The sequence below is a fragment of the Streptomyces sp. NBC_00557 genome, from assembly GCF_036345995.1.
In the GTDB taxonomy this organism is placed as follows: Bacteria; Actinomycetota; Actinomycetes; order Streptomycetales; family Streptomycetaceae; genus Streptomyces.
In genome coordinates this window covers 4,720,494-4,733,696 of the sequence record NZ_CP107796.1, presented here as the reverse complement: position 1 = coordinate 4,733,696, position 13,203 = coordinate 4,720,494, and the positions used below count along the sequence as shown (strand labels likewise).

The following is a 13,203-nucleotide window of genomic DNA, read 5'->3' as shown; positions in this document are numbered from 1 at the left end:
CCCTCCACGCGCGCGTGGAGGGCCGTTGTGCGTTCCGTCAGCCGGTCACGGCTTGAGGACGAGGGTGTCGCTGGTGCTGCCGTCGACCGCCTTGGCCGTGAACGACCAGGGCAGCAGCTCGCCCTTGGCCCACAGGCTGGTCTGGTCCGTGTAGTGCGCGCTGAACGCGTGCCCGGAGGCGCCGGTCAGGTTGATCCACTTGGACTTGTCGAGGTCGGCGAGGTTGACGACCATCCGCATGGACGGCACCCACACGACGTTGTAGCCGCCGGCGGCGTTCCAGCCGGTCGCGTTGACCGTGGCCTCGCCGCCGCTGAGCTTCCAGGGGCCGCGGTTGAGGATGTACTGCAGCGCCTTGGGGCCGTCGGTGCCGAGCGTCTGGTTCTTCAGGAACAGGCGGTGCAGCCGGCCCCAGCTCCAGGTGTCGATGTCCTTGCCGAGCTTGGCGGTCAGCTCCCAGCGGGCGTCGATCATGGCGCGCTCGAAGAGCTGGTCCATGTTGTTCGCCGCGGGGCGGGTGCCCGACCGGGGAGTCTTCCACCAGTCGCTGTCCGGCTTGTCCATGAGGTTGCGCACGACCTCGAACCAGCGGTCGCCGCCGTCCGGCTGCGCCTGGTCGGCGTCGCGCCGGCCGCACTCGCGCACCTTGGCGTCGTCGTCGACCGGGCCGGTGCTGTCGATCTTGTCGACCCACAGGCACTGTCCCTTGACGCGCAGCTCCTTGGGGAGCTTGTTGCCGAACGCGAGCTTGAGGATGTTGCGCCAGACCGCGTTGAAGTAGGCGGCCGCCGCGGAGTCGGACTCCTGGGTGTAGTCCCAGCCCTCCAGCAGCTTCTGCGCGTCGCGCACGTCCTTGTCGTCAAGGTTGATCTTCAGCAGCTTCGGCACCAGGAGCCTGGCGATCTCGCTGCTGTTGTCCAGCTGCATCTGCCGCATGTCGTCGGTCGAGATCTTGCCGCCGTCCTTGATCTTGGACTCGATCAGGTCGGTGATGCGCTGGCTGCGGGTGCCGTACCCCCAGTCGGTGGTGAGGGTGTACGGGTACGTGTTTTTGTCGACCACGGCCTGGTTGGCGGTGACGATGTAGCCGCGCTTGGGGTTGTACTCGTAGGGCAGCTCGTCCTGCTTGACGAAGCCGGTCCAGCGGTACTTGGAGTCCCAGCCCGGCGCCGGGATGGAGCCGTCGTCCGCCGAGGAGCGGGTCGGGATCTTCCCGGGCAGGGTGTAGCCGATGTGGTTCTCGGTGTCGGCGTAGACCAGGTTCTGCGAGGGCACGTCGAACAGGGCGGCCGCCTGGCGGAAGTCGTGCCAGTCCGCCGCCTTGTCGAGGGCGAAGACGGCGTCCATGGAGGTGCCCGGGTCGAGCGCGGTCCACCGCAGCGCGATGCCGTAGCCGTCGCCGCGGTCGGGGGCCGCGGCGTTGACGGTGGCCCGCTTGCCGACCTGGACGAGTTCGTCGTCACGGTCGGACAGCAGGGGCATCCCGTCCTGGGTCTGCCGCACGACGATCTTCTTGGCGGAGCCGCCGGCGACCTTGATGGTCTCCTCGCGGGTCCTGAAGGGCCGGACCTTGCCGTCGTACAGGTAGCCGTTCGCGGTCACCTTCTCCAGGTAGAGGTCGGTGACGTCGACGCCGGAGTTCGTCATGCCCCAGGCGATGTTCGCGTTGTGGCCGATGATCACGCCGGGCATGCCGGCGAAGGTGTAGCCGCTCACGTCGTACTGGCAGGTGCTGGAGACGGTGCGGCAGTGCAGGCCCATCTGGTACCAGACGCCCGGCAGGGACGCCTCCAGGTGCGGGTCGTTGGCGAGCAGCGGCTTGCCGGTGATGGTGTACTTCCCGGCCACCACCCAGGAGTTGGAGCCGATGCCCTGGCCGTTCACGCCGACGGCGGTGGGGAGGCCGTCCAGGACGTCGTGGAGGCCCGCCAGCTGGCTCGTGAGCGACGATCCGGTCGTGCCGGAGGCGGAGGAGCCGGTCGTGCCCGTCGCGGTCCCGGAGGCGCCCGTGGCGCCGCCGGCCGTGCCCGTCGTCCCCGCCGTGCCCGTCGTGCTGGCGGTGCCGGTGGCGCCGCCCTGCTCGAAGGACCTGGTCAGCGCGTTGTACTGGCCTTCCTGCACGATCGGCTTGTGGCGGCTGTACGGGTACTCCGGGTACAGGTCGGCGATCTGCTGCGGGCCGAGGCGGCTGGTCATCAGGGCGCGGTCGATCTCGTCCTGCATGTTGCCGCGCAGGTCCCAGGCCATCGCCTTCAGCCAGGCCAGGGAGTCGACCGGGGTCCACGGCTGCGGCTTGTAGTCGTTGGTGAAGCCCAGGGCGGCGTACTCCAGGGAGATGTCCTTGCCGTCCTTGCCCTTCAGGTAGGCGTTGACACCCTTGGCGTACGCCTGGAGGTACTTCTTGGCGGAGGCCGACAGCTTGGTGTCGTACTCCTGCTTCGCGATCCGGTCCCAGCCGAGGGTGCGCAGGAACTCGTCGTTCTTGACCTGGCCCTTGCCGAACATCTCCGACAGGCGCCCGGAGGTCATGTGCCGGCGCACGTCCATCTCCCAGAACCGGTCCTGCGCCTGGACGTAGCCCTGCGCCATGAACAGGTCCGCGTCGGAGGACGCGTAGATCTGCGGGATGCCGTTGCCGTCCCGCTTGACGTCGACCGGCCCCGACAGGCCGGGGAGCGTGATCATCCCCTTGGTCTGCGGGAAGGAGGCACGGACGGTGCTGACCGACCAGTAACCGCCGAAGGCGATGCCGGCGACGACGGCCAGGACCAGCACCAGCACGATCAGTCGGGCTTTGCGCCCCTTCTTCCTGCCGGACTTGGCGGGCGCGGCACCGGCGGTGGCGGTGTCTCCCGTTGTGGCGGTGGTGTTGGGGGGCATCGCTGTCCTTGCTGTCCTAACGCGAGCGGCAGGTCGGGCTGTGACTTTGAATGAGCGCTGGAGCAACCATAGGCGCAGGGCCCTGTGCCGCTTGACGCGGAGTCGGGAACCGGCGCGCACGGGCGTTCGATCTTGCCTCGCCGAGCGTCAAGAAAGCGTCAAGAGTTAGGTAAGGTAACGAAGTACTTGGGTGCGGTGCGCCGCAGCCTCGGGTCTTGTGCACATGAGCTCGCGCCCCCGGTGCGCGAGCCGAGGAAGGGAGTCGCCGCTGACCGTCCACCACCTCAACCAGCTCCTGCTCGTCTGCTCCGTGGTCCTGCTCGTCGCCGTCGCGGCCGTGCGCATCTCCTCCCGCAGCGGGCTCCCCAGCCTGCTCGTCTACCTGGCCATCGGCATCGTCATGGGCCAGGACGGCGTCGGCCACATCCACTTCAACAGCGCCGCGCTGACCCAGGTCATGGGGTACGCGGCCCTGGTCGTGATCCTCGCCGAGGGTGGTCTCGGCACGAAGTGGAAGGAGATCAGGCCGGTCCTGTCGTCCGCCTCCGTCCTCGCGACCCTCGGAGTCGCCGTCAGCGTGGGCGTCACCGCAGCGGGCGCGCACTACCTGGTCGGGCTGGGGTGGCGGCAGGCGCTCATCATCGGCGCGGTGGTGTCGTCGACGGACGCGGCGGCGGTGTTCTCCGTCCTGCGGCGCATTCCGCTCCCCGCGCGCGTGACGGGCACGCTGGAGGCGGAGTCCGGCTTCAACGACGCCCCGGTGGTCATCCTGGTCGTCGCGTTCTCCACGGCCGGGCCGGTCGAGCACTGGTACGTCCTGCTCGGCGAGATCGTCCTGGAACTCGCCATCGGCGCCGCCGTGGGGCTCGCGGTGGGCTGGTTCGGCTCCTGGGGCCTCAAGCACGTGGCCCTGCCCGCGTCCGGCCTGTATCCCATCGCCGTGATGGCGATCGCCGTCACCGCGTACGCCGCCGGCGCGCTGGGGCACGGCAGCGGCTTCCTGGCCGTCTACCTGGCCTCGATGATGCTCGGCAACGCCAGGCTCCCGCACTGGCCGGCCACCCGCGGTTTCGCCGAGGGGCTCGGCTGGATCGCCCAGATCGGCATGTTCGTCCTGCTCGGCCTGCTGGTCACCCCGCACGATCTCGGCGACGACGTCTGGCCCGCCCTGGTCATCGGCCTGGTCCTGACCATGGTGGCCCGCCCGCTGAGCGTGGTCCTCAGCCTGGCGCCGTTCCGGGTGCCGTGGCCGGAGCAGACGCTGATGTCCTGGGCGGGGCTGCGCGGCGCGGTGCCCATCATCCTGGCCACCATCCCGATGGTGAACGGCGTTCCCGGCAGCCGCCGCATCTTCAACATCGTCTTCGTACTGGTCGTCGTCTACACCCTCGTGCAGGGACCGACCCTGCCCTGGCTGGCGCGCACCCTGCGGCTGGGCGAGACGGGCGAGGCAGCCGACCTCGGCATCGAGTCGGCGCCCCTGGAGCGGCTGCGCGGCCACCTGCTGTCCGTGGCGATCCCCGAGGGCTCCCGGATGCACGGCGTGGAGGTGAGCGAGCTGCGCCTGCCGTCCGGGGCCGCCGTCACCCTCGTCGTACGCGAAGGGAAATCGTTCGTTCCGCTGCCCTCGACCGTGCTGCGCCGGGGCGACGAACTGCTCGTCGTCGCCACCGACCCGGTCCGCGACGCGGCGGAACGGCGCCTGCGCGCGGTCGCCCACGGCGGCAAGCTGGCGGGCTGGCTCGGCACGAACGGCACGGGAAGCGGGCGCTGACGGCACCGGTGCGGACGGCACCGGTGCGCTCGCCCGTGGATTGCCAGGCGGCCACGCGCGCGATGCTCGTTTTCACAGCCGTGACAGCAGTTGATCCCTGTACGATGAAGCCGCACCCTGATCGAACCAACTCTGCCTGACGCAGAGCTGGCGCGACCGTATGGCGGCCGGGTCGCCCCCACCCGCAGTGGGCGCCGGTATCTACCGCAGTCCGCGCAAGAGGACAGCTCTCGGCGCCCGGCCCCACACACGGCCCGCGCGCTACCAGGCGGCAGAAAGGCACGGGCCGTGGGATCCACGGTCACCACCACCGCACCGGAGAAGACCTCGCCGGCTCCGTCCCGCCCGGGATACGGGCCGCTGCTGCGCACCCGCGGCGCCTGGACCTTCCTGCTCCCCGGCTTCGCGGCACGCCAGCCGTTCGCGATGCTCACCCTCTCCATCGTGCTGCTCGTCCAGCACACCACCGGCTCGTACGGCGCCGCGGGCGCCACCGCCGCCGTCACCGGTGTCTCCATGGCGCTGTTCGCGCCGTACAGCGGCCGCCTCGCCGACCGCCACGGCCAGCGCGCCGTGCTGATCCCCGGCGTGCTCGTGCACACCCTGGCGGGCCTGTCGCTGACGGCGCTCGCGCTGGCCCACGCCCCTCTGTGGGCGCTGTTCGTGGCGGCCGTGCCCACCGGCGCCTCGGTCCCCCAGGTCGGCCCCATGGTCCGCGCCCGCTGGGGCGTGAAGCTGCAGGGATCGCCGCTGATGGCCACGGCGGCGGCGTTCGAGTCGGTCACCGACGAGCTGACCTTCGTGGTCGGACCGCTGCTCGCGACCGCGCTGTGCACCGCCGTGACACCGGCGGCCGGCCTGGTCACGGAGGGCGCGCTGACCCTCGTCGGCGGGCTGCTGTTCGCCGCCCAGAAGGGCACGCAGCCGCCGGTGCGGCGGGACGGCGGGCACGCGCGCGTGCAGCACGCCTCCGCCCTGCGCGTGCCGGGCGTGCGCGTGCTGATCGTGACCTTCCTCGGCATCGGGTCCGTCTTCGGCGGGATGCAGGTCTCCCTGGCGGCGTTCACCGAGTCGATCGGCGAGCCCGGCCTGAACGGCGTCCTGTACGGCGTCTTCGCCGCCGGCAACATGCTCTCCGGCATCGCCTGCGGCGCCATCGCCTGGAAGGCCGCTCCGCAGCGCCGCCTGGCCGTCGGCTACACGGCGCTCGCCGTCGTCGCGTCCGCCCTGTGGACGGCGCACTCGGTGCTGCTGCTCGCCGGGCTCGGCCTGCTCGTCGGCATGTGCATCGCGCCGGCGCTGATCACCGGCTACACCCTGGTCGAGGCCCTGGTCCCGGCCGGTGCCCGCACGGAGGCCTTCACCTGGCTGACCGGCGCGGTCGCCCTCGGCCAGGCGGCCGCCGTCACCGTCGCCGGTCAGCTGGAGGACCGGCTGTGGGGCGGCGCGGGCTTCCTGGTGCCGATGGCCGGCACGCTGCTCGCCCTGGCGACCCTGCTGGCGCTGCGGTCGCGGCTGGCCCCGAGGCCGCAGAACCGCACCGTCGCACGTGGCGTCCATCACCGCGTGCCGATGACGGTGGACTGATCCGGGGGAATACGTCACTATGGATGGTCGTTAGCACTCATCGAGTGAGAGTGCCAGGAGGAAGACAGTGCCGACCTACCAGTACCAGTGCACCGAGTGCGGCGAGGGCCTCGAGGCGGTGCAGAAGTTCACCGACGACGCCCTGACCGACTGCCCGAGCTGCGGTGGCCGCCTGAAGAAGGTGTTCTCCGCGGTCGGCATCGTCTTCAAGGGCTCCGGCTTCTACCGCAACGACTCCCGCGGCTCCACGTCGAGCAGCAGCCCGGCGTCGAAGTCGTCGAGCACGTCGTCGTCCGACTCGAAGTCGTCGAGCTCCTCGTCCGACTCGGGCTCGTCCGCGGCGAGCTCCGCCAGCAGCTCCGCGGCCTGACCGCTTTCCCACCGGACCCTGCCGTCGTACGACGGCGGGGTCCCCGGCGCCTCCCGGCGCCGCTCCCCCGCGGTCTCGCCGCCCGCTAGTGTGCTGGTCATGGCGAACGCAGAGATCGGCGTAATCGGCGGCTCGGGCTTCTACTCGTTCCTCGACGAGGTGACCGAGGTCCAGGTGGAGACCCCCTACGGTCCGCCCAGCGACTCCCTGTTCCTCGGCGAGGTCGCCGGCCGGCGGGTCGCCTTCCTGCCCCGGCACGGCCGCGGCCACCACCTGCCGCCGCATCGCATCAACTACCGCGCCAACCTGTGGGCGCTGCGCTCCGTCGGCGTCCGCCAGGTGCTCGCCCCCTGCGCGGTGGGCGGTCTGCAGCCCGAGTACGGCCCCGGCACCCTGCTCGTGCCGGACCAGTTCGTGGACCGCACGAAGTCCCGGATGCAGACGTACTTCGACGGGCTGCCGCTGCCGGACGGCACCGTGCCGAACGTCGTGCACGTGTCCATGGCCGACCCCTACTGCCCCACCGGACGTGCCGTCGCCCTGAAGGCGGCCCGGGGCCGGGACTGGGAGGCGGTGGACGGCGGCACGCTGGTCGTGGTCGAGGGACCGCGCTTCTCGACCCGTGCCGAATCGTTGTGGCACCGGGCGCAGGGCTGGTCCGTCGTGGGCATGACCGGTCACCCGGAAGCGGCGCTCGCCCGGGAACTGGAGCTCTGTTACACCTCGCTGACCCTCGTCACCGACCTGGACGCCGGCGCGGAGACCGGCGAGGGCGTCTCGCACGAGGAGGTGCTGCGGGTGTTCGCGGCCAACGTGGACCGACTGCGCGGCGTGCTGTTCGACGCGGTGACGGCACTGCCGGAGACCGCCGACCGCGACTGCCTGTGCGTGAACGCGCTCGGCGGGATGGACCCGGGGTTCGCGCTGCCGTAGGGCCGGGCCGGCTCGGATTGCGGTGCGCCGCCGCGGTTCTTGCGGTGGCGCCGGCTCCGAGGGGGAGCGGGCGGTGGGCGGTGCGATCGGCCTCGGCCGCTGTGGACGACACCGAGGGCGAGCCGGGGGCAGGCCGTGCGGAACTCCCCGTTCGGGTGGCCGGGTTGTCCACAGTCCGCCCGTGATCCACCGGCTCCGGCGGAATCCGGCGCGAGGCCTCATCGTGGCATGGCAAGCCGAACTCCTCGTCGCAGGCGGTGATCTCCGTGCCGTGGCCCTCGTCGTCCCCGAACCCGTCTCCCCGTCCGTCCCCGTCACCCCCGGACGCGTCCCCTCAAGCGTCCTCGTCGTTCACGTCCTCGTCGTTCCCGTTGTCGCCGTTCGCGTCCCCGCCGCTCCCGGACGCGTCCGCCCACCCGTCCTCGCCCGCACCCTCGCCCCCTCTCCCGCCTCCCCTCCGGCTCCCGCGTCCGCTGGGCACGGACGCCCCGGCGACCTGTGAGGTCCCGCAGTTCCCGCCCGTGCGGGTGCGCGGCGGGCGGTACCGGCTGCAGCGGCTCGTACGGCACCGGGGGCGGGCCATCGCGGCAAGCCTCGCGGTGACCGCGGCCGCGCTGGTCGCCGCGGGCCCGCGCACCGGGTCCGCCCCGCACCGCGTGGACCAGGCCCGAGGTCACCCGGTGACGGCGCCCGTACGCCGGCACGCGCGCGTGGACGTGGTGACGGCGCCGGTGCGGATCTCCGACGCGGCCACGGTCCGGCTGCTCCGGCCCGGCGACCGCGTTGATGTCATCGCCGCCGAGGATCCGTCGGCCGGAGGGGGTGCCCGCGTGCTCGCGCGGGGTGTGCGGGTGACCGGGGTGCCCGAGCCGCCGGAGGGCGGCGCCGAGACCGGGGCGCTGGTCGTGCTGTCGGCGCCGCGCGCCACGGCGGCCCGTCTCGTCGGCGCGAGCGCCACGGCGCGCCTGGCGGTGACGCTGTGCTGAACGCCCTGGCACACGTTCCCGGCGGCTCGCCGTCCAGTCCCTCGATCCATGGACGGAATTGGACAGGATGGCCTCACCGTGCCGTAGGTTGCGGAGCGTCCTGTTCCACAGCCTGTGTATGCGAGGAGAGCCACCGAGGTGAGCGAGAAGAGGGAACCGAGCGTCTGGCAGGGCTTCAAGGCCTTCCTGATGCGCGGCAACGTCGTCGATCTGGCAGTCGCGGTGGTCATCGGCGCGGCCTTCACGAACATCGTCAACTCAGTGGTGAAGGGGATCATCAACCCGCTGGTCGGCGCGATCGGGACGCAGAACCTGGACAACTACAGCTCGTGCCTGAGCAGCTCCTGCAAGGGGACGCACGGCATCCGGCTGATGTGGGGCTCCGTCCTCGGGGCCACGCTGACCTTCCTGATCACCGCGACGGTCGTCTACTTCCTGATGGTCCTGCCGATGTCGAAGTACCTGGCACGCCAGGCGGCCCGCAAGGCGGCGCGGGAGGGCGCCAAGGAGGTCGTCGAGGTGAGCGAGCTGGAGGTGCTCAAGGAGATCCGCGACGCGCTGGTCGCGCAGCGCGGCTCGGGGCACGACCGCTAGGGGCGGCCCCGCGGGCGGCTCAGAGATGGTGGGGCGGCTTCTCGTCGAGGAAGCGCCTGAGGTCGGAGGCGCTGTCGCCGTCCGGGCGCTCGCCCCACCCGCGGTCGGTGTCGTCCGAGGTCTGCTGGTCCAGCGGGTCCTCGAAGACCAGCGCGGGCTTCGGGTCGCGGGGCTCGGATGCGGGGGCGGTGCTCATGCCTCAAGGGTACGGCCCGGGTGAACCGCGCTCGACGACGCCGCCGGCGCCGGCGGAGGGCCCCGGCGGGGACCGCACCCCCTCCACAGCTTGTGAACGCATTCACAAGATTTCGGGGCGGTTTTCTGCTGTGCTGGGAGGCATGACGCCGAGTTCCGCTCCGGCGCCCGCCTCTCCGGGCGCGCCCCAGTCCTCGGGACCGCTGCGGCGGCTCACCGCGCGCGGGCGCGACGAGGCGCACCGGGTCTCCTCGCCGCTGGAGCTCTTCTTCGATCTGTGCTTCGTCGTGGCGATCGCGCAGGCCGGCGTCCAACTGGTGCACGCCGTCTCCCAGGGGCATGCGGGCGACGGAATCCTCAACTACGCCATGCAGTTCTTCGCGATCTGGTGGGCGTGGATGAACTTCACCTGGTTCGCCTCGGCGTACGACAACGACGACGTGCTCTACCGGGTCGTCACCCTCGTGCAGATCGCGGGCGTCCTGGTGCTGGCCGCCGGTGTGTCCCGGGCGTTCCGGCATCACGACTACCTGGTGGTCTGGCTCGGCTATCTGATCATGCGGCTGGCGATGGCCGCGCAGTGGCTGAGAGCCGCGAGATCGGCCCCGGCCCCCGAGAGGACCATGGCGGTGCGGTACGCGTGCGGCGTGCTGATGTGCCAGGTCGGCTGGCTCGGACTGCTGCTGCTGCCCGTACCCGCCCGGCCCTGGGTGTTCCTGGTGATGGCCGTGGCGGAGATGTGCGTGCCGCTCTTCGCCGAGAAGGACTGCGAGACCTCCTGGCACCCGCATCACATCGCCGAACGCTATGGCCTGTTCACCATCATCGTGCTCGGCGAGACGATCGCCTCGGCCACGGCCGCCGTGAAGGGAGGCTTCGACGAGCACGACACGCTGGGTGAGCTGCTGCCGATCGCGGCGGGCGGGCTGCTGATCGTCTTCTCCGCGTGGTGGATCTACTTCGTGGTGCCCATCCACGGCCGTCTGCGCGCCAACGGGCAGGCGTTCCTGTGGGGTTACGGCCACTACCTGATCTTCGCCTCCGCCGCCGCGATCGGCGCGGGCCTGGAAGTGGCCCTGGAACAGGCGGTCGGCAGGGCCCACATCTCCACGCTGTCCGCGTCCGCGGCCGTGACGCTGCCCACGGCGCTGTATCTGCTCACCGCCTGGGCGCTGCACTCGCGGCACTTCAAGGTCGGCATCGCCCAGCAGCTGGTGCTTCCGGTCACGGCGCTGCTGGTGATCTGCTGCACCTTCCTCGGCGACCGGGCGGTGCTCGCGGCGGGACTGGTGTGCGCGGCGGCGGTCGCGACCGGGGTGACCCTGACGGCGCGCATGGCCCGCCGGAGACGCACGGCGAGTGCGACCGCGCCGGCCGGCTGACTCCTCGCGGGCGCGGGTCCGGGCCAGACTGGCCCCCATGACAGTTGACGCGATCACGGACGTCGCCGGGCTGCGCGTGGGCCACGCCACCCTCAGCGGGGGCGGCCGGCTCACCGGCACCACGGTCGTCCTCGCTCCGGAGGGCGGCATGGTCGCCGCCGTGGACGTGCGAGGCGGCGGGCCCGGCACCAAGGAGACCGACGCGCTCGATCCGCGCAACGTGGTGCAGCGGGTCGACGCGGTCGTGCTGACCGGTGGCAGCGCCTACGGACTCGACGCGGCGTCCGGGGTGATGGCCTGGCTGGAGGAGCAGCGGCGCGGGGTGCGGGTGGGGCCGGACCCGGCGCATGTCGTGCCGGTCGTGCCCGCCGCGTGCGTCTTCGACCTGGGGCGCGGAGGCGACTTCAGCGCCCGGCCCGACGCGGCGACGGGCCGGGCCGCGGTGGAGGCGGCCGCGGCGAGTCCGCCGGGCGCCCCGGTGCCGCAGGGGTGCGTCGGGGCGGGTACGGGCGCCGTGGCGGGGCGGCTCAAGGGCGGGGTGGGCACGGCGAGCACGGTGCTCGAGTCAGGGATCACCGTGGCCGCGCTGGCGGTCGTGAACGCCGCGGGGTCGGTGATCGAGCCCGGGACCGGCGCGCTGTACGGGGAGTTGTGCCAGGGGCGGGTGACGTACCCGGAGACGCGCGTGCACGAGGCCGCGCGCCGGCGCCTGGACGAGACCGCCGCCAGGAACGCGCCGCCCCCGCTCAACACGACGCTGGCGGTGGTCGCGACCGACGCGGACCTCTCCAGGGCGCAGGCGCAGAAGCTGGCGGGCACGGCGCACGACGGCATCGCACGCGCCGTACGGCCGGTGCACCTCATGAACGACGGGGACACGGTGTTCGCGCTGGCGACCGGCGAGCGGGCCCTTGCCGGGCACCCGATGGAGATGAACGGCGTTCTCGCGGCCGGCGCGGATGTGGTGACCCGCGCGATCGTCCGCGGTGTGCGCGCCGCCGAGTCGGTCGAAGGGGCGGGCGGAGTGTGGCCGTCGTACGGGGAGTTGTACGGGCGGGTGTGAGGCGGGCCGGCCCGTCCGGCCCCGATTGTCGCGGTTCTGTCACGTGACGGTGCCAACGGGAGTCGCCGGGAACCTTCGAGGTCGCCCGGGCACTCCTTCTTCACGCACGGAACGGATCACGCACATCACACGAACTGGGAGCAGCCCGTGACAACGCCGGACATTGCAGCGCGGCGCGTACTGGGGGCCTGTGCCGCCCTGATGGTCGGCAGCCTCACCCTGACCGCTTGCGGTGGCAGCGCGAACGCCACCGACGACGGCAAGGGCGGCAAGGACTCCCCCAAGGCGTCGGCGGCACGGATCGTGATCTCGGCCAAGGACGGTTCGACCGGCGCGTCCATCAACGCGACCGGGGTGAAGGTCAGCGGCGGCAGGCTGACCGACGTGAAGATGACCGTCGCGGGGACCGGGCAGGACGTGGCCGGGGCGATATCGGCGGACGGCCACAGCTGGAAGCCGAAGCAGCAGCTGGAGCGGGGGACCAAGTACGAGATCGACGCGACCGCGAAGGACGCGGACGGACGCGCCACCGTGACCAGGTCGGTCTTCACCACGGTCACGCCGTCGGACAGTTTCATCGGCACATACACCCCGGACAACGGCACCACGGTCGGGGTGGGCATGCCGGTGTCGTTCACCTTCGACAAGTCGATCACCGACAAGAAGGCCGTGCAGTCGCACATCTCGGTCGACTCCAGCAGCGGTCAGCAGGTGGCCGGGCACTGGTTCGGGGACCGGCGGCTGGACTTCCGGCCGCAGCAGTACTGGAAGTCCGGCTCCAGGGTCACCGTGAAGATCGACCTGGACGGCGTCCAGGGCGCGCGGGGCGTCTACGGGGTGCAGAAGAAGACCGTCTCCTTCACCATCGGACGCTCGCAGGTCTCCACGGTCGACGCCGGCACCCAGACCATGACCGTGGTGCGGGACGGCACGACGATCAAGACGGTCCCGATCTCCACCGGCGACCCGCAGCACACCACGTACAACGGGCAGATGGTGATCTCGGAGAAGTTCACGCAGACGCCCATGGACAGCCGGACGGTCGACCTCGGCAACGCCTACAACATCCCGGACGTGCCGCATGCGATGCGCCTGACCAGCTCGGGCACCTTCATCCACGGCAACTACTGGTACAACAAGGGCAATCCGCCCTTCGGCCGCGAGGGCACCAGCCACGGCTGCGTCGGGCTGGCGGACGTACAGGGCGGGCAGGGCGCCACGCCGGCCAAGTGGTTCTTCGACAACTCCCTCATCGGCGACGTGGTGATCGTGAAGAACTCGCCGGACTCGACGGTCGCGCCGGACAACGGGCTCAACGGCTGGAACATGTCGTGGAGCGCCTGGACCGCCGGAAGCGCCCTCTGAGCGGCAGGTTTTGACGTCACGTGGGGCCGCGCGGGAACTTTTCGCGCGGCCCGCGCGTTTTCCCGGCGTACGTT

11 protein-coding genes are annotated in these 13,203 nt (G+C 71.5%); 9 read left to right on the top strand and 2 right to left on the bottom strand.

Annotation, left to right across the window (positions count from 1 at the left end; all coding sequences use genetic code 11):
- Window positions 1–45: 45 nt before the first annotated feature.
- On the bottom strand, window positions 46–2,880 hold the full coding sequence (locus OG956_RS20620; protein WP_330339462.1) for a penicillin acylase family protein: 2,835 nt from the start codon (window positions 2,878–2,880) through the stop codon (window positions 46–48).
- Window positions 2,881–3,103: 223 nt separating this feature from the next.
- Between OG956_RS20620 and OG956_RS20615 the strand changes: the two genes are divergently transcribed.
- The 6 genes from OG956_RS20615 to mscL all read left to right on the top strand — a co-directional run bounded on the left by OG956_RS20615 (window position 3,104) and on the right by mscL (window position 9,124).
- On the top strand, window positions 3,104–4,654 hold the full coding sequence (locus tag OG956_RS20615; RefSeq protein WP_330339461.1) for a potassium/proton antiporter: 1,551 nt from the start codon (window positions 3,104–3,106) through the stop codon (window positions 4,652–4,654).
- A gap of 288 nt (window positions 4,655–4,942) precedes the next feature.
- Complete coding sequence (locus OG956_RS20610; protein WP_330339460.1) at window positions 4,943–6,241, top strand: MFS transporter; 1,299 nt, start codon at window positions 4,943–4,945, stop codon at window positions 6,239–6,241.
- Window positions 6,242–6,308: 67 nt separating this feature from the next.
- Window positions 6,309–6,611 carry an FmdB family zinc ribbon protein gene (locus OG956_RS20605; RefSeq protein ID WP_330339459.1) on the top strand — a complete coding sequence of 101 codons (303 nt, stop codon included), beginning with the start codon at window positions 6,309–6,311 and terminating at the stop codon, window positions 6,609–6,611.
- 99 nt (window positions 6,612–6,710) lie between these two features.
- On the top strand, window positions 6,711–7,544 hold the full coding sequence (locus OG956_RS20600; RefSeq protein WP_330339458.1) for an S-methyl-5'-thioadenosine phosphorylase: 834 nt from the start codon (window positions 6,711–6,713) through the stop codon (window positions 7,542–7,544).
- A 371-nt stretch (window positions 7,545–7,915) separates the two neighbouring features.
- Entirely contained in the window at window positions 7,916–8,530 is a 615-nt protein-coding gene (locus tag OG956_RS20595) for a hypothetical protein (RefSeq protein ID WP_443065581.1), read from the top strand.
- Window positions 8,531–8,668: 138 nt separating this feature from the next.
- The gene (mscL, locus tag OG956_RS20590) at window positions 8,669–9,124 is read left to right on the top strand and encodes a large conductance mechanosensitive channel protein MscL (protein ID WP_330339457.1); all 456 of its coding nucleotides are present in this window, start codon (window positions 8,669–8,671) and stop codon (window positions 9,122–9,124) included.
- 19 nt (window positions 9,125–9,143) lie between these two features.
- On the opposite strand, the gene OG956_RS20585 is transcribed toward mscL, so the two are convergent.
- On the bottom strand, window positions 9,144–9,320 hold the full coding sequence (locus OG956_RS20585) for a hypothetical protein (RefSeq protein ID WP_330339456.1): 177 nt from the start codon (window positions 9,318–9,320) through the stop codon (window positions 9,144–9,146).
- A gap of 142 nt (window positions 9,321–9,462) precedes the next feature.
- Here OG956_RS20585 and OG956_RS20580 point away from each other — a divergent pair, with 142 nt between their 5' ends.
- The 3 genes from OG956_RS20580 (at window position 9,463) to OG956_RS20570 (ending at window position 13,129) form a co-directional block, all read left to right on the top strand.
- Window positions 9,463–10,701, top strand: a complete 1,239-nt coding sequence (locus OG956_RS20580; RefSeq protein WP_330339455.1) for a low temperature requirement protein A — start codon at window positions 9,463–9,465, stop codon at window positions 10,699–10,701.
- A gap of 37 nt (window positions 10,702–10,738) precedes the next feature.
- On the top strand, window positions 10,739–11,764 hold the full coding sequence (locus OG956_RS20575) for a P1 family peptidase (RefSeq protein WP_330339454.1): 1,026 nt from the start codon (window positions 10,739–10,741) through the stop codon (window positions 11,762–11,764).
- Window positions 11,765–11,911: 147 nt separating this feature from the next.
- Window positions 11,912–13,129, top strand: a complete 1,218-nt coding sequence (locus tag OG956_RS20570; RefSeq protein WP_330339453.1) for a L,D-transpeptidase — start codon at window positions 11,912–11,914, stop codon at window positions 13,127–13,129.
- Window positions 13,130–13,203 lie beyond the last annotated feature (74 nt).

Coding starts and splice junctions, on each gene's coding strand:
- OG956_RS20620 (WP_330339462.1), bottom strand. CDS start 2,880: ATGCCCCCCAACACCACCGCCACAACGGGAGACACCGCCACCGCCGGT.
- OG956_RS20580 (WP_330339455.1), top strand. CDS start 9,463: ATGACGCCGAGTTCCGCTCCGGCGCCCGCCTCTCCGGGCGCGCCCCAG.
- OG956_RS20615 (WP_330339461.1), top strand. CDS start 3,104: ATGAGCTCGCGCCCCCGGTGCGCGAGCCGAGGAAGGGAGTCGCCGCTG.
- OG956_RS20575 (WP_330339454.1), top strand. CDS start 10,739: ATGACAGTTGACGCGATCACGGACGTCGCCGGGCTGCGCGTGGGCCAC.
- OG956_RS20585 (WP_330339456.1), bottom strand. CDS start 9,320: ATGAGCACCGCCCCCGCATCCGAGCCCCGCGACCCGAAGCCCGCGCTG.
- OG956_RS20600 (WP_330339458.1), top strand. CDS start 6,711: ATGGCGAACGCAGAGATCGGCGTAATCGGCGGCTCGGGCTTCTACTCG.